The following is a 19,849-nucleotide window of genomic DNA, read 5'->3' on the forward strand; positions in this document are numbered from 1 at the left end:
TCAAAAGAATTTTATCAATTTTATAAACAGTACCGTCAGCTTTTCATTAACAGGAATAGGTTCGTCCAGTGCATACTGTACCTGGTTTACAGATACAGTAAAATTATGCTGCCAATATCTTTGCAATACCAGGTGGAAATGTTCATGGAATTGTAATGGTGAATAGGCGCCCTTCATCGTTTTGTTGAGCCAGGTGTCTACGTTTGTGGGCTGTACAAGTCCTGTGGGCAATAGTTTGCGATTGTCATTCATCCAGTTGATTTCGTGCATGACCTTTTCGTATATCAGTTCCCGTACGGTGATATACGGCAGTTGCCATTCGATCACAAGCGATGCGCTGCTGGATACGGCCACGGACGTATTAAAGAAATGGATTTCCACAGGTACAGGATTTGAGACAATATAAGCAAACTAATGGTTTAAAAAAAAGGGAAAGCCGTTCCTATCAGCTTTCCCTTTTATCTGCTTGCAGCATGTAATTATTTACTATTTTTTATCGCAGCAATAAACGCATCTACTACCTGTTCTTCAGTAGCCCAGGAGGTGATGATTCTTACAGCAGAAGAGTGTTCACCGATCGCTTCCCATTCATAAAACTGATAATCTTTACTCAATTCATGAATCAATGTTTTGGGAAGTATAGGAAATAATTGATTAGTAGTAGCCTTGGTAAGAAAAGAAAAACCTTTCTCTTCTACGGCCCTGGCGATTTTCATAGCCAGCATATTCGCTCTTCTGGCTAATGTAAAATACAGGTCATCTTTAAAGAGTTCCAGAAATTGAATACCCAGCAAACGTCCTTTTGCCAGCAATGCACCTTTCTGCTTGAGTACATAGTCGAAATCTGCTGCCAGTGATGCATTATTGAAAACAACCGCTTCTCCTATTAAGGCACCGTTTTTGGTACCGCCAATGTAACATACATCCGTCAGTTGCCCGATATCAGCGAGCGTGAGATCATTGCTATCTGCAGTAAGGGCATGGCCTAATCTAGCACCATCCATATACAAAATCAGGTTATTAGCCTGGCAGAAGGCGCGTAATTTAGTTAGTTCTGCCTTACTATAGATCGTCCCTATTTCGGTAGAATTGGAAATATAGACCATACGAGGCTTCACCACATGCGGACGCATGCTGTAGTCGGCCAGCACCTTCTTTAAGTCGGCAGGGTTGAGCTTTCCTTCTTTGGTATCAACTGTAATCACCCGGTGACCGGTAGCCTCAATAGCCCCTGTTTCATGCGAAAAGATATGTCCCGTTTTAGCGCTGATAACAGCTTCATGTACCTTTAAAAGAGAAGAAATTACGATCAGGTTAGATTGTGTACCACCCGAAAGAAAAAATACTGGTGCATTGGGATGACCGATTTTTAGTCGCAGTAATTCCTTTGCCGCCAAAGAATATTCATCCTCGCCATACCCGGATTGCTGTACCAGATTGGTTTCCACCAGCTTTTGCAGGATATTGGGATGCGCCCCCTCCGAATAATCATTTCTAAAACTATACATACCGCTGTTTTAATATCTACTTATCTACACAAAAATAATAGTTGGTAATGGGTATATTAAATACCCTGCTGTATTCTTTTTTTATGATTCAAGCCCCAGCTGATCAAACTCTCTGTTACTGGAAAAACACTCTTGCCATAGTCTGTAATATCATATCGCACAGTGGTGAGTTTCGCTTCCTGCACGGTTCTGCAGACAAGCTGGTTTAGTTCCAGGTCCTGCAATTCTTTAGAGAGCATTTTAGCAGAGATGCCTTCTACACTTCGTTGTATTTTCTTAAAAGTATTTATCTCGCCAATATGATTATTGAGATGCCGCATAATCCTTAGCTTCCACTTGCCGCCCAAAACTTCCAGGCTATCGCGGATCGCATTCAGCTCCTGTTCACAGATATCTCCCTGTTTCATATCTAAATAAATTTTTAAATCGGTTAACAATAGGTTACCGGTTACCTTGGGGTAACTGGCAATAAAAGTAATCCATTTCCCAATAGCTTTGGAGTGCAAAAATTACAACATGGAAAAACTGGATTACTATGTACTGGATGTCTTTACAGATCAGCGTTACGCCGGAAATCAGCTCTCGGTGGTACATTTACAGCATACGCTAAGCCTGGAGCAATATCATCAGATTTCCAGGGAATTTGGCTACTCAGAAACATCTTTCGTATTATTCGATACAGTAGCACAAATTTTTAAAGTCAGGTCTTTTACACCAGCTGGTTTTGAAGTAGAAGGCGCAGGACATAACCTGCTGGGAGCCGTATGCCTGGCTATTCTCCAGGACTGGAATATTTTCCGGGCACAAGGCGATGAACCTGTAGTGTTGATAAAAGATACCCGTATACCGTTAAAAATAGAATATAAAGAGGGCGTGGCTTATGTGGCGATGAAACAAAGGCCTATTAGCATTCCCGGCACCGTTCCGATGTCCGATGTTGCTGCTGCTGTTGGATTAAGCACCCAAGAGCTGCTGTTACATGACTGGCAAATTAACATTGTGCAAACGGAAGTACCGCATTTGATGGTACCGGTGCGGGATTTACAGGCGCTAGAGAAAGCCGCCTGCCATAAGCCATTGCTCAAATCATTGTCGGCCCGTTATGGATTCGAAGGCGTCTATCTGTTCACCACTGAAGGCATTGCTGCTGGGTATCTGGCAGAAGCCAGGTTTTTCAACCCTGGCATGGGTATAGACGAAGATCCGGCTACAGGTACTGCAGCGGGGCCGCTGGCGGGATATCTGGCGAATCTGGAATATATTCCTGCTGGCGAATCATTCCGTATTCTTCAGGGAAAATATATTGCGCATCCTTCGGATATCCAGGTGCAGGTGGTATCGGACGGCATCTGGGTAAGCGGCACTTCTGTTATTGTAATGGAAGGAAAAATTTTCGTGTAGTTATGCCTCTTCTTTCAGCAATAGCATTGGCGCATGCATATCATGATATAGTAAACATTGCCAGTGCTGTTGCTTACCTTCTTTTTCCCAGGCAGTACGCAGCTCCATGGCTCGTTTTCCATCGTAGTCACTTTTGTAGGCTACATGCGGATGAAGGTAGTTGGCCTGTGGCAAATCATCTGCACCAAAAAAATAAATCGTCATATCATCTCTTAACCAAAATACCTGATGGAAAGGACTATGGCCCCCCACCACCTGGTAGGTAATGCCTGGCAGGATTGTGCCTTCATCCTCGTTCATTAACTGAAGGTTGGGCAATGTACGCAACTGTTCCAGCATAGGTCTGTTGTAAGCATAGCTCTCCCGCTGTGTCAGCGCGTATTCCAGCTCACGCTCCTGGAGGTAAATAGTAGCATTGGAAAAATGCGTATATAGATCACCGTTATCGATATAACCAATGCCGTTTAAATGATCTTTATGGAGATGTGATAATATTATTTTAGTTACTTGTGAAGGTTGTTTCCCCTGCTGCGCTAATAACGACAGAAGGTCATATCCTTGAGCGGATTCCTGCCCTAAGCCCGTATCCAGCAAAATAACCTCCGGCCCCGACTCCACCAGGAAAGGCCTGATGACATAATGGATATTTTTCTCCTGGGCTGCATTTCCGGGTTCATATAAAGCAAAGCGTTTCTGCTTATCTACGCTGTAAATTCCTTGTTCTAATGGTGTTATTTTCATGCGCTTCTCTTTATTCAACATGCTATTATCTTCACAATACCAATATTTCAAAATTGAAATGGAAAATTACGATATATTCTTAAATCGATAGCACGACACCTCGTGTACTATGTTAACTACTGTCAAGTAATGTTATTTACAGTTAATTAAATTCACATTTACATATATAAATAATTAATAATTATTAATCTAATTGTATGATTATTAATATTTTAAACAAAATGTTAAAGGTATATGCCACCCCGGACTATAACGTCAACCATTAAACGTTGGCATCTTATCTGCATCTATATCCCTGTAAACAGGAATTAATAATTCATTTTAAAATTGATAATTATGATGAAACATTTCTTCGCAGCAGGTATATTGATGATGACAATGGTGACTGCTAAAACTTACGCTCAACAGCCACAGCAACAGGAACCACAGCAGCATCAACCAGGTGACAGAGAAGGCTTCTTTAAGAAAATTGATAAAGACGGCGATGGTAAACTCAGCAAAGCTGAAGTAGAAGCTGCAAGTAAAGAGAATAAAAGACTGGAAAAATTAAATGAAAATTTTGCTACAATTGACACCAATAAAGATGGCTTTATTGACAAAGCGGAGCTGAAAGCTTTCAGACAAAGCCAGCCACATCCTCATAAAGACGGTGGTACTAAATAATCTCCCTTTAGTATAAACGAAAAGCGTGTCTACCAAGGTAGACACGCTTTTTTCTTAATGGTTGGTTGTTGATTTATGGTAGGAATTTTTCAATGCCCATTCCACTGCATATCACCTTGGCAAACAAGGTAGCAGCGTGTTTGAGAGCAATGTTATTTCTTATCTTCTGCCTGCAAAAGATATTTTGAAATAAATTTATTCGTTATATCATTATAGTGCGATAACTTATCAGATATTACACTATGCCTGTTTCCAGGATATAACATCAACTCAAAATTGGTATTCTGTTCCTCTTCCAGTTTACTTACCAGCGACAGTGTATTGTTCACATGGACATTATCATCCTTCACACCATGAATCAGCAGCAGCTTTCCTTTTAGTTTATCCGTATACGTTAGTACAGATGATTGCTTGTATCCTTCCGGATTTTCTGCTGGTGTATCCATATAGCGTTCGGTATAATGACTATCATACATGCGCCAATCCACCACGCTGCCGCCAGCAATACCATATTTGAAATACTCCGCGCCAAAGGTCAACGCATAACAAGTCATATATCCACCAAAACTATAACCGGTAATACATACTTTTTCCGGGTCTACCTGTTCATTAGCGAGCAACCACTTGAGACATTGTATCCAGTCTTTCAGTGCCCATCCTGCCAGGTCGCGATGCATATAGTTCTGTCCTACCTTACCAAATTCTTCTGATCCTCTATGATCAAAGCTGGCATGAATTACTCCATCATCTGACAGGAATCTTGGATTGACGAATCTGTCCTGCACCACGGAAGACTCCGGACCACCATATATAGCAATTACAATCGGATACTTTTTCCCTGGCTGATAATTCTTAGGAAAAGAAAGATGTACGGGCAAGTCAAACTTTCCATCTTCACTCTTCACATAAATCGTACGTACTTTATTTGCAATTGTACTATCAAAATCAGGGCCTTTGCTATCTCCCAGCTGACTCACAACCTTACCTGTATTGGTCACCAATGCAAGTTTGTCGGGAGTCCCTGCATTACTATACTGTGTAGTAAAGTATTGATGATCCGGTGAAAACTTTACCTCGTGCGTATAAGGCCCGAAGGTCAAACGTTGCAAATGTTTTCCACTGAAATCCACCCGATACAGGTCTTTTCTATTTAAACCATCTTTGTTACAGGTAAAATAGATGACTTTATTTTTCTCATCGATGTAATTGACTGCTTTTACAACAAAATTACCGCTCGTGATAACATTCTTCAATGTTCCATCTGCATTGTGCAAATATAGCTGTCTATAACCTGATTTATCGGAGGCCATGATAAACTGTTGCCCTCCGTTGATGAATGTTAAACGATCTTCATCATCGAGGTTGATCCAGGTAGATTGTTTCTCTTCGTACAATAATTTCTTCTTGCCATTATCTGCTTGCACAGCATAGAGCTGGTAATGATCCTGGCCTCTGTTGAGCCACTGCACCAATAAGGATTTATTATCCGGGCTCCAGAGCGGTGTGCCGAAGTATTGGTCAACATCCTTATCAAAGTCTGTCCAACGGGTATTACCACCGTTAACCGAGACAATACCTATTCTCACGCTTGGATTAGTATCGCCTGGCTGCGGGTAACGCTGATGTTCCACATATCCATGATATCCATCGCCGGCGTCAGTAATGGTGTATACGGGGACTTTGCTATCATCGGTCTGGAAGTAAGCAATAGACTTGCTGTCAGGGCTCCACCAGAACGCCTGGCCTTCATTTTGTCTTCCTAATATTTCCTCCATATACACCCAGGAAGCCATGCCATTCATCAATGTTTCAGTGCCGTCGAACGTCAACCTGGTTTCCTTTCCTGTAGCCAGTTCTAAGGTGTAGAGATCATGCTCCCTGGTGAAAGCGATGAAGTTACTATCCGGAGAAAATACCGGCGTTGCTTCCAATAGCGAATCATGTGTAAGCTGCTGCTTTTTAGCACCTTGTTGCAGATAGATATCGTTGTGGAGAATGACCAATTTTTTGTCAGCCGCAAAACCTTTTCTTCTATAGGTAGAATCGACCGTTTCTTTTCCGGTGGCAGCATTCACGTTAACATAGTAAATTTTGTTCTGCTCATTTGTTCTGGACAGCACAAAATGCTGATTATCTGTCCATTGCTGCACTAACGGCAATGAATGCACGTAATTCTTTCCTTTCTGTTGTGCATTGGTACTGAAGGCTGTCAGTAATCCTGCTGCCAGCAATCCGTGTTTACGTATCTTTTTATATTGATGCATGATCAGTTGTTTTATTTCCAGTAAGTATTTTGGATCATATTTGAGTTGGCGAGCAGCTCCGAATAAGGAATAGGGAAGCTATAATTTTTGAGTTCAAAGAATCGGCTTTCTAATAATTTAGGTGTACCATACACTTTGGTAGTACCTGAAAGGGTGATGTTGGCTCCATAGATATTTTTACTTGCCACCTGGTCAGCAATATGCCAACGGCGTATATCCCAGAATCGCTGGTCTTCGAAAGCAAATTCTATTCTTCTTTCATGACGGATGCATTGGCGCATATCTGCCTGGGACAAACCTCCGGGTAGATCCGGTTGTCCAGCGCGTTTACGAATAGCATTTACCGCATTATAGACTGTACCATCCGGGCCTATGGTTTCATTTTGTGCCTCCGCATAATTCAACAGGATTTCTGCATAGCGGAGATACTGCCAGTTCTGATCGCTGCCATAAGTAGCATCACCTAGAAAGTTGAAAGTTTCGTTACAGGCTTTTCTTACCAGATAAGTGGTTTGTGTTTTGTACAAGCCTGCATTCGTTTGATCGTAGCCGTTAGCATAGGTACGTAGTTCCAATCCTCTGTAAATGGAGCCATCATAGGCTACAGAGGCGTAAAAGCGGGCATCTCTGTTAGCATATGGAGCGGCTGCATTATATAATGGAGATGCTGTTGGTAGTTTACCATCCGTCATTTCGTAATCGTCTACGAGGTTTTGTGTAGGGTTACTTCTGGAAGTACCACTCAAAGAACCTACTGCCATATCTTTGTCGTAGGTATGTCCCCTTTCCTTAGCGACGTTATTATGCTGTATAGAGAGGATACATTCCTGGTTGTTTTTTATGGTAAAGAGGGTTTTATAATCTGGATACAGACTGTATTTCCCCAGGTCCATTACGGCTTTGGCGGCAGCAGCTGCTGCCTGGAAGCGGCCGGCGTATAGTAGTACCCGTGATTTCAAGGCCATGGACACGCCCTTATTGAGGCGGCCGGCAGGATTGGTATAACTCGCTGGCAACGCGCCTAACTCAGTAGTCACCGCATCCAGCTCTCCGATAATGTAATCTACTGTTTGCTTACGGGTACTACGTGGCACATTCAATGAATCTTTTCCATATTGTTGTGCCTTTTCTACGATTACTACACCAAGCGCATCTTCATAACCATCTACCAGACCTGAAGGTGCAGCAGCGCCTGGGGCTTTGATCGGATCATCACCAAAATAGTTTAGCATCTCGGTATAATAGTAGGCCCGGAAGAAACGCAGCTCCGCTCTGTATTGCTTACGCAGCAAAGAATCCCCGGGAACGGCATCTATATGCGCCAGGAAATCATTTGCTTTACGAATGACCTGATAGGTAGATGTGTAATAACCATTGAAAGGAGCATTCGTCGCATTCCAGCTGGCATCCATGGTAAGCGGTTTTATATAGAAGATATCATTTGCCAGCCCATTCATCCCATCATCGGTAGCTGCCGAGAGATAAAAATTACGGCTGTATCCGCTTTGCAGTGTAGAATAAAAATAGTTCACGTAATTGCCTACCAGGCCCATATCATTCCAAACTGTCAGTTCGTTGATGCTATCCTGTGGGCTTTTATTAAGAATATCTTTAGTGCAGGAAGCAAAACATACCAGGCAACCAGCGATCCATCCGAGTGCTATATTTCTTTTCATGACTTTTCGTTTAAGGATAAAAAATTAGAAACTAACGTTGACGCCTGCACTGAGTGTTTTCTGCGCACCATACGGCGTGACGTTATCGTTTTCCGGGTCCATGAATTTTACTTTGGAGAACACCAGCAGGTTACCACCTTGAAGGTTAAATACCACATTATTGAAACCTACCCTTTTCAACCATACCGACGTGAGTGCATAAGCTACTCTCACATTACGCAATCGCAGGTAATTACCATTCAATCCATAAAAATCAGAAGTCCGGCCATCGCTGGCGATGCTGCCTAATTTAGGCCAGCTGGCATTAGGATTGTCAAGGGTCCAGCGGTCCAGCTGACGCGTATCATAGTTTGTCCAGATTTTGTTCAAATAGGTATTCGTATAGTCGCCAATACCCTGTAAGGTAACGTCAACGGTTAAACGTTTCCAGGTAGCGCCAAATGATACACTATAGTTCAGCAATGGCATATAGGCATTATCCTTCACAACTACGTCCTGCTGATCGATAATACCATCATGGTTCAGATCAGCATATTTAATATCTCCGGGATTGATGGTCGTATTTTTTCTACCATCCTGAACGGCCCAGTTATCAATTTCTGCCCTCGACTGAAATAATCCCAGCGCATGATAGATACGCACGGTGTTTACACCCCAGCCATTTTTCTGACGGTCGTCCCAGGCAGCTAATCCACTTTGCTCACCAGAATCATCCACAATCGTTTTGGTATGTGAGATGCTTGGACGCACGTAGTAACTGAAGTTTTTACTTACCTGATTCGTATGAGTAATGCTCAACTCAAAGCCTGTGGTATGGTTATTTCCTCTGTTTACCTTTGGTGTATTGGCGCCATAAGTAGCCGGTACATTATCCATAACAGATATTAATACGTTGGTATTGTTTTTACGATACACGTCAAATTCGGCACTGAGCAAGCCTTTCAGCACGCTCATATTCAAACCCAGGTTAGCAGCTTTGATAGTTCCCCAGGTGATGTCCGTATTAGGCGCCGTTGTACCTGGATACACAGAAGGCACATAAGAGCCGCCAAAAATATAACCGTTTTTACCGGTAGTAGAATTCGGCCCTGAATTTTGTCCTACCGAGAAATTATACAGATAAGCGCTATATCCTGATCCAGTTTCATCACCTGCCATACCGTAGGAAGCGCGGAGCTTCAGTTCATCCAGCCAGGTCACATTATCTTTCAGGAAGCTTTCCTCCGACATCCGCCAGCTGGCAGAAATAGAAGGAAATGTTCCCCAACGATGCCCCTCAGGATAGTTTACAGAGGCCTCTGAGCGGAAGCTCGCATCTACATAATACTTACCATTATAAGAATAACTCGCACGTCCTACATATCCTACCCTTCCAAATGCAGTAGCAGTGCCATTATTGGTCGAGTTTGTACTGGCATCTCCCGCAAACAACTGATCTATACTGGAAGAAAAAATATTGGACCTCGCCGCACTCAGCGTGCTGGAATTAGACTCATTGGTTGTATACAATAACATACCTGATACATGATGCAGACCAAAACTTCTGTCATAGTTAAAACCAAATTCCATGTTGGTATAATTGGCCCTGTATAAATTTTCAGACAGGCTAGGTTTGAGGTCGGCGCCCTTGCTGTCTACGCCTGATACCGGCACATATTGGCCGCTGGCATTCTGACGATACAATTTAAATTGTTTGGTAAATGTTTTATCGCCGTAGTTATTACGATCGAAAGCCGCCATGGCATGCGCACTTAATCCTTTTACAAAAGGAATGGTATAATCTATACGTAGTTTACCATTAAAGTAGTTAGCTGTTTTGCGGTAATAACCGGAAGAGGATTCCTGCACTACAGGATTCATAATCGTACCTGTGTAATTGGCTGCAGGCAATCCATTACTAAAGTATACCGGTTGCAATGGCGAAGCGAGGTATACGTTGTTCAGTATGGAATTGGTGCCTGCAGCAATAGGATCGTTCAGCTGCTCATATACATAGCGGACATCGAAGCCCATGCTCAGATTTTTATTTACCCTTGCATCGAGGTTGGAGATCAGTGTATAACGCTTAAAGCCATCATTGGAAACTAAAGAACCCTGGTTGTTATAACCGCCAGCTACATAGTATTTCATCATATCGTTACCACCCGTCATGTTCAGGTTATAGCTCTGCGATTTGGCCCAGTTCATCAAAGCGGCTTTCGACCAGTTGGTATTTGCATATCTGTCGGGGTTCAGGCCACGCTTAATGGTATCCAGTGTAGCATCTGAATAAATAATTCCTTTATTGGAATTGATGGAGAATTCATTCTCTAAAAGCGCTTGCTGATAGCTGTCAACAAACTTAGGTTGTTGTGTCGGCTGCGACCAGGCAGTATTTGCGCTGAAATTAAAAACTGTTCTTCCTCTTTTTCCCCTTTTGGTGTTGATGAGAATAACGCCGTTACCGCCTCTGGAGCCATAGATCGCAGTGGAAGCAGCATCTTTTAATACGGTTACTGTTTCAATATCAGCTGGGTCCAGGTCATTGATGTTCGCTTGTCCCACGAAACCGCCGGAATTACCCGGATCATTGAGCGGCACGCCATCAATTACTACCAAAGCAGCATTTGCTAATGAAGACCCACGTACCAGCAGGCGGGTGTTATCTCTTCCCGGAGAGCCACCAGCTTGCTTTCCGAACAAGCCAGGAATCGTACCTACCAGCGCATTACTCAACATAGGCGTTGGCATCTGCGTGATAGTCTTATTGTCTACCGTGCTAACCGCATTGGTGATCGCTTCTTTACGCTTGGTGCCATACCCTACATCCACTACTTTCACTTCATCCAGTGTATGCGTATTCTGATTTAGGTAAATGGACATATGCGCCCCCGTTACCTTTACTATTCTGCCGCCATAGCCTACAAAGCTTACAGACAGCGAGGCATCGCTGATATTATCTTTTGCTGTCTTAATCGTAAACTGCCCATTATTATCAGTTAAGGCGCCAGCGCCACCTGGAAGCAATCTTACCGTTACGCCAGGCAAACCTTCCCGGCTAACTGAATCATAGACCATGCCTTTAAGTTCATGTATAACACCTGCCGCTATTACAGCCTGCTCATCTACATTTGGCTGCGCCGCTGGTAATATAGGCGTGCTCGTTGTTCCCGCAGGCCGCTTAATAATCATATAGGTGTTATCGTTAACATAAACGAAAAGCAGGTTGTTAGGATATAATACCCGTTTCATCAACTCTTCCAGCGGCAGCCTGGAATTTTCATCTATGACAACATTGGTGAAATGTCCTTTTAGTAATGCTGGCTCAAATACAAACTGCGTTTTATAACGCTTGGTGATCTGGTCCAATGCATTGGTAACAGGTGTTTGTTTGCCATTGCCTGGCGACTGAGCATAGGTTCCCAGCGTCAGAATGCTGCAAAGCAATAGCAGCCAAAATTTCATTGAAATTTTTTGCATAAGAATTTGTTGGTTAGTAGCTGATTTGGTTGAAACGCTAGTTATGTTGCTTAAAAATCAGTTGGTGATCCTTTTTCTCTATGTTCATTTGTAATATCCCCTGGAGAATGAAAATGATATCATCTTCATTTTTTACAGCGATAGCTCCCTGTACTGTTTTATTTAGAATAGTTGTATCAGTGATGACGGAATGATAGCCATAGGTATCTTCCAGGAGATGCGTAATCTCTCTGACAGACATATTATCCATCATAAGCTGATGATTTTTCCAGGCGCTGACGGCTACCACAGCCTTGGGTGATAACATTATTAGTCCTGATGATGTGCTGAACTGGGCAACATCTCCTGGCTTCAGGCGCATCTGCTGCTGATTCTGCGCCAGGAGTTGCACTGCGCCATAGCGGAGCCCTACTTCAGTAACACCTCTACGCGCTTTCACATTAAAAGTAGTACCTAATACTTCCACATCCAGTTGTTGAGTATGCACGACAAACCGCTCCCCTGGCCGGATTGGGGCGCTATCTTTTTTCAGGTGTCGCACTTCAAAAAATGCTTCTCCCTGTAACCATATTTCGCGAGTAGCCCCTTCTTTCCAATATTTTTTATAAGAGATGACCGAATTGCTATTCAGTACAATAGTGGAACTATCTGGCAACACGATGTTTGCTACCTTTCCATAATCAGTATGGATAGTAGTTTTTGCAAGTCTATAGTAAGCAGTACTGCTAATAATCAGTAGCAATATAGCTGCCGCGGCAGCTATCCAACGCCTGCGAACTAGTCGCATGGCAGGTTGCCGGGCATCTACAGCAATCTGTTGTTGGATAGATATCCACACCGCTTCTTCCGTTTGTCTGGAAGGCAGGATACGCCTGGCTGTCAACAGGAGTCGTAGTTCATCCGCAGCATCCTCTAATGCTTTCAAATTATCAGGCGCCGACCGCACATATGGCTCCCAAACGGCCGAATCACGCGATTCTCCACGTATATAACGGATAAAACTATCGTCGTCCAGGAAATCCTGTTTACTATATTGCTGATACCTTTCACTCATTACGCTACATCCACACCTTTAGAGAAGGGCGATTTTTAATTAAACACCAGGGTAGATTTAATTACCCCACGGAAAAGAAAAAAATTTTTACTTTTTTTTCAGATCAATAAATAAATGCATGTAAATAGGGAGATAAGAGGAAGTAAATCACTTGCTGGCAGCGACTTTCAGCAGGCATATGACTGCTACCAGGGAGATGTCCAGTATTTCGCGTAGTGCTTCCAGTGAGCGGGCAGCAAGCTTGTACGCACCTTTCACAGAGACATCCATGATAGATGCAATTTCTTTGTAATCTAATTCTTGGAAATAGCGTAGATAGATGATTTCCTTTTGCCGGGGTGTAAGCTGTTCCATGGCTACTTTCAGGGCAGTCAGTTTATGATCGTTCACCTCCCGCTGAATATAGGCAGCTTCCGGCGAAAATTCCAGTTCAAAATCGTAAGACTCCGCCAACTCACTGATACGACGGCGTTTTTCGTCTCTAAACTTATTATAAATAATTGTCCTAAGAGAAAACAATAGGTAAGGCTTGATACGGTTCACTTCTCCCAGGTTGCTTCTATTGGTCCAGATCTTTACAAACAGCTGCTGGATACATTCTTTAATCAGTTCCTCCTCTGCCGAAAAACGCATACCATACTCATATAACATCGTAAAATGTGTATGGTAAACCTGTTGAAATGAATTGTCATCCCCTCCTACTATCGCTTTCCACAATTCATTATCATCAGTCATTATTTGCATTGGCAGATATTATTACTTCCGGAAAAAGCCGAAAAAATACAACCTTTCCGGGAAATTTGGGTAGAAAAATACTTTATCTGGCTAATAATCTGTACTATTTACCACTTCATCGAATAATAAACCTGCTTTATCCAATTTATTAACCTACCTTTATTGATATTACCTCAGGCTCCTGCCTCTGCTTCTGCTGATCTAGTCTGGATACCCTCTTTTCTTCCTCAGTCTTCGCTTTTCCAGCTGCCATATTAATCATATTAAACATTATTATAATGAACATCTTTATTGGCAATTTAAGTAGCCAGACATCCGAGCAACAATTATCAGACTTGTTTTCTCCATTTGGTATTGTACGCAGTACCAAAGTAATTTATGACAATTTCACCGGCCGATCTAAAGGTTTCGCCTTTGTAGAAATGCCTGATGAGGGAGCGGCAGAAAGAGCCATAAGGAACTTAAACAACACTGTCGTTGACACACAAAAAATCGTTGTCAATGAAGCAAAACCAAGACCTGAAAGGTCCAGATACTAATATCTTCTAATTTTTTGTATAGAAAACCTCTTTTCGCAATCACGCGATTTCACTTAAACTAATAATTATGGGAGAATCTTTTTCCAAGAAAGAAAACAGAAATAAAAAAGCCAAAGCAAAAGAAAACAAAGCGCAGAAAGCGCAAGAACGAAAACATAATAACAATAAAGGGAAAAGCCTAGAGGATATGCTGGCATATGTGGACGAAAATGGTAACCTGAGCACTGTTCCTCCTGACAACACCAGGAAAGCGGAAATAGATGCAAAGGATATCCGAATCGGTGCCACTCCACGCCCAGCTGAAGACCCTGTAAAAACAGGCATGGTCGACTTCTTTAACCAATCAAAAGGGTTTGGATTTATTTCTGATGACAAGTCCAGGGAAAAAATATTCTTTCATATAAATGATTTAACAGAGCCTATTAAGGAGAGAGATAGAGTTAGTTTCATTCAGGAGAAAAATGCAAAAGGATATTATGCTATGGACATAAAGAAAATCAGCTCTGTTAACAAACCTACCCGATAATAATTCAAAGTAATTAAATACTTCAATTAGCAATCAGTAATAATATTTTTGTTTAAATATTATTACTGATTGCTTTTTTTATGCTTAAGCAACTGCTAACTGTTTCTTTACAGTAGGAGCCAACTTAATAACCCTTAGCCATTCAAACAACCTGATAACATAATACACTGGATCAATCTCAAACCAGCGTCGTCCGAAGTTTACAGAAGAAGGATGCTTATGATGATTATTATGATAGGATTCCCCTAACATCAACACATCAACAAACAATAGATTCATTGCGGTATTCCTTAACCTGAAATTGATGTAGCCGTATTTATGCGCAAACCAGTTAACGATAGCGCCATGAAATGCGCCCATCGACACTACTATCGGCAATAATAAATACTGGTAAGGATTTGTTGCAAAATAAACAAAGAAAACTATGTATCCTGCAACCCAAAGCAACCTCGAAAAGGTACTGCTAGCAAATCTATCAAGCGATGCCCACTCTGGAAGGTTCTTGGTATAACGGGGTTCTACTACTTTCTCATCATGAAGTATTTCCTGATACGCTGCCCTTGTACCCCACATCATAGAAAATATATTGGACGAATTAGCTGGTGAATGTGGATCTAATTCCGTATCCGTATGTGCATGGTGCAATCTGTGCATAATGCCATATGCCCTGGGACTCATATAGGAAGATCCTTGTGTGATATATGTAAAAATAAAAAAGAATCGCTCCCATCCCTTGCTCATCGTAAATGCGCCATGCGCGGCATATCTATGTTGAAAAAAAGTTTGCGAAAACAGTGATAGGTACCATAAAGCGGCAAAAAAAATATAAATGGCCATACTTGATTTTTTGTAGAAGCGAGGAATAAGTCTCAAATATGCCAGTAGAATAGATGATAATATAAAGCGCTGTCCGGGTGAGTTATTGATTATATCTAAATGTAGCTGTTTTAATGTTAACAAAAAGGTAAAAGAAAGGAACAACTGTAAGAGGACATCTATTTAATTTGGATTCCAATCATAACCTTTTAGCATATGTAAAAAAGGCTGCTTACAATTACCCCAAGACTATTGACAGCAGGCCATTTGTTTTATTATTAATAATTCAGTTCATCAGTAATTTTATCCCTTTGTTCTCCATCATTTTTTTGCTTCCTATATTGTACGGAATTTATTTATCTCCATATCACCAGAATATACTTCGCTTTGCAATGGCCTTGGTGATCGCTGCTGGTGCTACTGTAAAACAAAGGCGCCCCAAACTATGGAGCGCCTTCATTATCTTTCCTGTAATTTAATATCTACCTTATTGTTTTATGAAACTTCCTCATAACTCACCGCTTGCTGCTGCTTTGTATTACGCTGCCGTGGCACACTGCAATTACCACCACCACAGCCAAAATTCAATATCGGAATGAGGCTCAGCAGGCCGCCTATCAATACAAACTGCATATCATGCGAATAAAAACCCTGTACCATGATGGCGATGCCCATACCTAATCGCAGCCATCGCATAAAGTTCCATCCTGTTAAAATTCTGCTTTTCATTCCTTCAAAATTAAGTTTCAAACTATATGTTGATGTAAATATCGGGAAACTGGAATGATTATATGGTGACTTTTGTTACATAAGCGTATTTACTCCATCGATACTACTACCTTTCCCTGGTACTGCCCTTTCAGATAGTATTGATAAGCTTCTTTAGCGTCCGTAAAAGGGAAGACGCGATCAATCAGTGGTCGCAACTTGTTTACGGCAACGGCACTGTTCATCTGCTGCTGATGCTGACGATGGCCGGCAGCAATTGCGCGTATAGTCGCGGCCGTAGTCAACAATAAATTAGGATTTGATAAAGGATCTCCAGTGGCCATGGAGCCAATCATACTGATCTGCCCTGTTGCCTGCACAGCCCTGATGGATTGCGGCAAGGTAGCGGCGCCACCTACTTCAATGATATGGTCCGCGCCCTTGCCATTGGTAAGCGCTTTCACGGCTATGTGCCACGCTGGTTGTTCTTTGTAGTTGATCACTTCATCTGCCCCAAACTGTTGAAGTAATCCAATCTTTTCTGAAGAAGAGGTAGTTGCAATCACCCGGGCACCCGCGGCCCTGGCAAATTGCAAAGCCATCATAGATACCCCGCCAGTGCCCAGCGTAAGCACTGTTTGTCCTGGTAGCAAAGCTGCCCCACCAAACAAGGCATTCCAGGCAGTAACGCCGGCACATGGATAGGCAGCAGCTTCCACATAGCTAAGGTGATCCGGAATAAGCACAACACCAGCTGCTGGGAGTATTTTATATTCTGTCAACATACCGTCCAAGGCCCCGCCCAACTGCCCGGAAAACTCCGCCTGGAAAGGCCCGGATTGCCAATAGGGAAACATCACCGCTGCCACACGATCACCCGCTTTAAAATTTGAAACCGCTGATCCCACCGCTATAATTTCGCCTACGCCGTCAGCCATTGGAATAAAGGTATCCTTCACTGGTAGCGGATATACGCCCGACTCTATGATCATCACCTCCCGGTAATTAAATGCTGCAGCCTTTACCTGTATCAATACTTCCTGTGAACCCGGTGCAGGAAGAGTTTCTGTCACCATACGTAAACTGTCGGCGCCCTTTGCCTTATCCGCCCAAAATGCCTTATTGATAATTTCGCTCATTTCTTTTTTCAGCAAATCTCTCTCAGCGATCACTCGCAAACAATAACGGAAAATTTTGTTCGTATCTTTAAGTATGCGAAAATTACAATCTACCAATACCAGTAATTTGCAGCAGCTGGTAACCCTCTGCCCTATTTCTTACACCCTAATCGTGATGGGTGGCCGCTGGAAGGCGCTCATCATCGATCGGCTGACAAAGCAGCCAATGCGCTACAGTGAGCTTAAAAAATCTATTCCCTTCGTTGCAGAAAAAGCACTCACACTACAGCTGAAAGAATTGGAACAAGATGGATTGATTCAAAAAATAATTTTGCAGGAGAAACCACCCCGAAATATAGAATACCACCTCACAGACAAAGGAAAATCCTTACATCCTGTACTCACAGCATTATATGAATGGGGCAAAGAAAATAATCAACCGATTTTTATGGAGATGCCCGCTATAGCTTTGTAAAGGAGATGAATAGCGAAATACCGCACAAGTGTGCGACGCAAGGATGTCATATAGTATTACAGAAGCTGGGACAAAAAACAAACAAATTTAATACTGATTACCGCCGCATAATCAGATCATGCTAAATTTCGCTATCATGGCGCCTAAAGATAGCCAACAACACCAGACTGTACTAACCGCCAGGAAACAGAAAGCGTATCTGGCTGTAGCAACCAAATCCGCTTTCATCGCCGTTATTGTAAATCTGTAGCCACCTTGTAATGAGGATCTTCCACTATATTTACGTCAATCACAGTTCCAGCATTTTTAAGTAGAAGACGACAGTCTGCACTTAGATGCCGAAGATGTAATTGTTTATTCACTTGTCGATAGCGATCAGTGAGTTTATGTAAAGCATCAATGGCACTCATATCCGTAACCCTGCTCTCTTTGAAGTCGATGATTACTTCCGCCGGATCGTTGGCCACATCAAATTTTTCAAGAAAAGTAGTCACGGAGCCAAAGAACAGCGGCCCGTAAATTTCATAATATTTGATCCCCTTTTCATCTGTGTACTTCCTGGCACGGATACGTTTAGCGCTTTCCCAGGCAAATACTAACGCAGAAATTATAACGCCAATAAGTACAGCCAACGCAAGATTATGCAACCATACCGTAATGGCCGCCACTAATATGCCTACTATCACATCATGACGTGGCATTTTATTGACAATACGTATACTGATCCATTCAAATGTACCAATAGCAACCATCATCATCACCCCCACCAATGCCGCCATAGGCAAATGTTCTATCACAGGCGCACCGAAAAGAATGATCATTAGGATGGTCAATGCGGCGATGATACCGGATAACCGTGCCCTGGATCCAGCGGATAAATTCACGAAAGACTGCGCGATCATCGCACAACCTCCCATGCCTGTAAAAAATCCATTGACAATATTCGCGGTTCCCTGTGCCATTGCTTCTTTATTACCTTTTCCTTTGGTACCGGTGATTTCATCTACTACATTCATGGTGAGTAAACTCTCAATCAGGCCAACACCTGCCATCACCAATGAATAGGGAAAAATTGTTTTGATCATATCCAGGTTAAACGGCACAGCAGGGATGTGGAATAACGGAAAACCGCCGCTGATACTGGCAATATCTTTCACTGTTTTTGTATGGATTCCGAAGCCCAGCACCAGCAGGAACACTACAACAATAGCCACCAGCGAGGCTGGCACCACCTTGGTAATTTTTGGTACAATGTATACGATCAATATCGTCAATAGCACTAGTCCTAACATGATCCAGAGTGGTGTTCCACTAAGCCATTCCGTACCAGCAGGTGTAGTTATTTTGAATTGCTGTATCTGTGACATGAAGATGATGATAGCCAGACCATTTACAAAGCCATACATCACAGGTTGTGGCACCAAACGTATGAATTTCCCTAACCTGAATACACCTACGGCAATCTGAAATATTCCCGCCAATGCCACAGCTGCAAATACATATTCGACACCGTGTGATTGCATTAATGCGATCAGCACTACTACAGTTGCGCCAGCGCCACCGGATACCATTCCCGGACGGCCGCCAAACACCGCAGTGATAAGGCCCATTAGAAACGCAGCATACAAACCAGTTAAGGGCGACAACCCAGCTAATATAGCAAAGGACAAAGATTCAGGAATCATGGTCATGGCTACGGTGAGCCCTGCCAATACTTCTGTCTTGTAATTGACTTTTTGCGAGAAGTCAAACAAATTAAAGTAGCCCTTCATGTTTGATGAAAGATTAAGACGTATAAAATAAATAATGTTATTAATGGACAGAACAGTAAGCCAGGCCGGAAATCCGCGCTTATACTGATAACTCATGATCAGGCTATCAAGGTGGTGTCAGCAGAGAGAAGTGCGTATTGTTGTTCATATCAGGCGCAAAGGTAATATAATACAGCTAAAAACAAAAGGAACTTGTAGAAAAACAAGTTAGGTACAAAATTGTGGCGTTTCACTTTCTATTAGTAAAGAATATATAGCATGATGAAAAAAAAATCATCAAAGTGAAAAGCTAATGCTAAAATCAATCAAATACTTATTATAAGAAGGCATCAACAACACTCAATTCACCTCGGTTATTACAATAAGTAACAATAAAAATCAGCTGTATAGATAC

The 19,849-nt window shown here is 42.4% G+C and carries 19 protein-coding genes; 6 read left to right on the forward strand and 13 right to left on the reverse strand.

Annotated features, from left to right (window positions below; all coding sequences use genetic code 11):
* From ACE38W_RS17905 to ACE38W_RS17915, 3 genes are all read right to left on the reverse strand, one after another.
* The gene (locus ACE38W_RS17905; RefSeq protein WP_375832780.1) at nt 1-381 is read right to left on the reverse strand and encodes a hypothetical protein; all 381 of its coding nucleotides are present in this window, start codon (nt 379-381) and stop codon (nt 1-3) included.
* Between the two features lie 98 nt (nt 382-479).
* Nucleotides 480-1,508 carry a threonine aldolase family protein gene (locus tag ACE38W_RS17910; RefSeq protein WP_375832782.1) on the reverse strand — a complete coding sequence of 343 codons (1,029 nt, stop codon included), beginning with the start codon at nt 1,506-1,508 and terminating at the stop codon, nt 480-482.
* Nucleotides 1,509-1,564: 56 nt separating this feature from the next.
* A complete protein-coding gene (locus ACE38W_RS17915) occupies nt 1,565-1,915 on the reverse strand; it encodes a winged helix-turn-helix transcriptional regulator (protein ID WP_375832784.1) in 351 nt (116 codons plus the stop codon).
* Between the two features lie 109 nt (nt 1,916-2,024).
* Between ACE38W_RS17915 and ACE38W_RS17920 the strand changes: the two genes are divergently transcribed.
* Nucleotides 2,025-2,909 carry a PhzF family phenazine biosynthesis protein gene (locus ACE38W_RS17920; protein WP_375832786.1) on the forward strand — a complete coding sequence of 295 codons (885 nt, stop codon included), beginning with the start codon at nt 2,025-2,027 and terminating at the stop codon, nt 2,907-2,909.
* Here the strand turns inward: ACE38W_RS17920 and ACE38W_RS17925 are convergent, their stop codons facing one another.
* Nucleotides 2,910-3,650, reverse strand: coding sequence for an MBL fold metallo-hydrolase (locus ACE38W_RS17925; RefSeq protein WP_375832788.1), 741 nt, complete (start codon nt 3,648-3,650; stop codon nt 2,910-2,912).
* 336 nt (nt 3,651-3,986) lie between these two features.
* Between ACE38W_RS17925 and ACE38W_RS17930 the strand changes: the two genes are divergently transcribed.
* Entirely contained in the window at nt 3,987-4,313 is a 327-nt protein-coding gene (locus tag ACE38W_RS17930; protein WP_375832790.1) for a hypothetical protein, read from the forward strand.
* A gap of 152 nt (nt 4,314-4,465) precedes the next feature.
* On the opposite strand, the gene ACE38W_RS17935 is transcribed toward ACE38W_RS17930, so the two are convergent.
* The 5 genes from ACE38W_RS17935 to ACE38W_RS17955 form a co-directional block, all read right to left on the reverse strand.
* The gene (locus ACE38W_RS17935) at nt 4,466-6,577 is read right to left on the reverse strand and encodes a S9 family peptidase (protein WP_375832792.1); all 2,112 of its coding nucleotides are present in this window, start codon (nt 6,575-6,577) and stop codon (nt 4,466-4,468) included.
* Between the two features lie 11 nt (nt 6,578-6,588).
* Complete coding sequence (locus tag ACE38W_RS17940) at nt 6,589-8,253, reverse strand: RagB/SusD family nutrient uptake outer membrane protein (RefSeq protein WP_375832794.1); 1,665 nt, start codon at nt 8,251-8,253, stop codon at nt 6,589-6,591.
* Between the two features lie 24 nt (nt 8,254-8,277).
* Nucleotides 8,278-11,697, reverse strand: a complete 3,420-nt coding sequence (locus tag ACE38W_RS17945; RefSeq protein ID WP_375832796.1) for a SusC/RagA family TonB-linked outer membrane protein — start codon at nt 11,695-11,697, stop codon at nt 8,278-8,280.
* A 52-nt stretch (nt 11,698-11,749) separates the two neighbouring features.
* Nucleotides 11,750-12,766: a FecR family protein gene (locus ACE38W_RS17950; RefSeq protein WP_375832798.1), complete on the reverse strand. Its 1,017-nt coding sequence runs from the start codon at nt 12,764-12,766 to the stop codon at nt 11,750-11,752.
* Between the two features lie 147 nt (nt 12,767-12,913).
* A complete protein-coding gene (locus ACE38W_RS17955; protein ID WP_375832800.1) occupies nt 12,914-13,510 on the reverse strand; it encodes an RNA polymerase sigma factor in 597 nt (198 codons plus the stop codon).
* Between the two features lie 269 nt (nt 13,511-13,779).
* Between ACE38W_RS17955 and ACE38W_RS17960 the strand changes: the two genes are divergently transcribed.
* Nucleotides 13,780-14,040, forward strand: a complete 261-nt coding sequence (locus tag ACE38W_RS17960) for an RNA recognition motif domain-containing protein (RefSeq protein ID WP_375832802.1) — start codon at nt 13,780-13,782, stop codon at nt 14,038-14,040.
* 67 nt (nt 14,041-14,107) lie between these two features.
* Nucleotides 14,108-14,566: a cold-shock protein gene (locus ACE38W_RS17965; protein ID WP_375832804.1), complete on the forward strand. Its 459-nt coding sequence runs from the start codon at nt 14,108-14,110 to the stop codon at nt 14,564-14,566.
* An 84-nt stretch (nt 14,567-14,650) separates the two neighbouring features.
* Here the strand turns inward: ACE38W_RS17965 and ACE38W_RS17970 are convergent, their stop codons facing one another.
* The 3 genes from ACE38W_RS17970 to ACE38W_RS17980 form a co-directional block, all read right to left on the reverse strand.
* Nucleotides 14,651-15,403 carry an acyl-CoA desaturase gene (locus tag ACE38W_RS17970; protein WP_375832806.1) on the reverse strand — a complete coding sequence of 251 codons (753 nt, stop codon included), beginning with the start codon at nt 15,401-15,403 and terminating at the stop codon, nt 14,651-14,653.
* Between the two features lie 474 nt (nt 15,404-15,877).
* Nucleotides 15,878-16,111 carry a hypothetical protein gene (locus ACE38W_RS17975; protein WP_375832808.1) on the reverse strand — a complete coding sequence of 78 codons (234 nt, stop codon included), beginning with the start codon at nt 16,109-16,111 and terminating at the stop codon, nt 15,878-15,880.
* 89 nt (nt 16,112-16,200) lie between these two features.
* Nucleotides 16,201-17,262: an NAD(P)-dependent alcohol dehydrogenase gene (locus ACE38W_RS17980; protein ID WP_375833356.1), complete on the reverse strand. Its 1,062-nt coding sequence runs from the start codon at nt 17,260-17,262 to the stop codon at nt 16,201-16,203.
* Between the two features lie 40 nt (nt 17,263-17,302).
* Between ACE38W_RS17980 and ACE38W_RS17985 the strand changes: the two genes are divergently transcribed.
* Together ACE38W_RS17985 and ACE38W_RS17990 are read left to right on the forward strand one after the other, a co-directional pair.
* Nucleotides 17,303-17,683: a winged helix-turn-helix transcriptional regulator gene (locus ACE38W_RS17985; protein ID WP_375832810.1), complete on the forward strand. Its 381-nt coding sequence runs from the start codon at nt 17,303-17,305 to the stop codon at nt 17,681-17,683.
* A 118-nt stretch (nt 17,684-17,801) separates the two neighbouring features.
* A complete protein-coding gene (locus ACE38W_RS17990) occupies nt 17,802-17,933 on the forward strand; it encodes a hypothetical protein (protein WP_375832812.1) in 132 nt (43 codons plus the stop codon).
* On the opposite strand, the gene ACE38W_RS17995 is transcribed toward ACE38W_RS17990, so the two are convergent.
* Entirely contained in the window at nt 17,917-19,455 is a 1,539-nt protein-coding gene (locus ACE38W_RS17995) for a SulP family inorganic anion transporter (protein ID WP_375832814.1), read from the reverse strand. The two genes, ACE38W_RS17990 and ACE38W_RS17995, sit on opposite strands and share 17 nt — an antisense overlap.
* Nucleotides 19,456-19,849: the final 394 nt, after the last annotated feature.

The sequence above is a fragment of the Chitinophaga sp. Hz27 genome (genome assembly GCF_042263525.1).
Lineage (GTDB): Bacteria > Bacteroidota > Bacteroidia > Chitinophagales > Chitinophagaceae > Chitinophaga.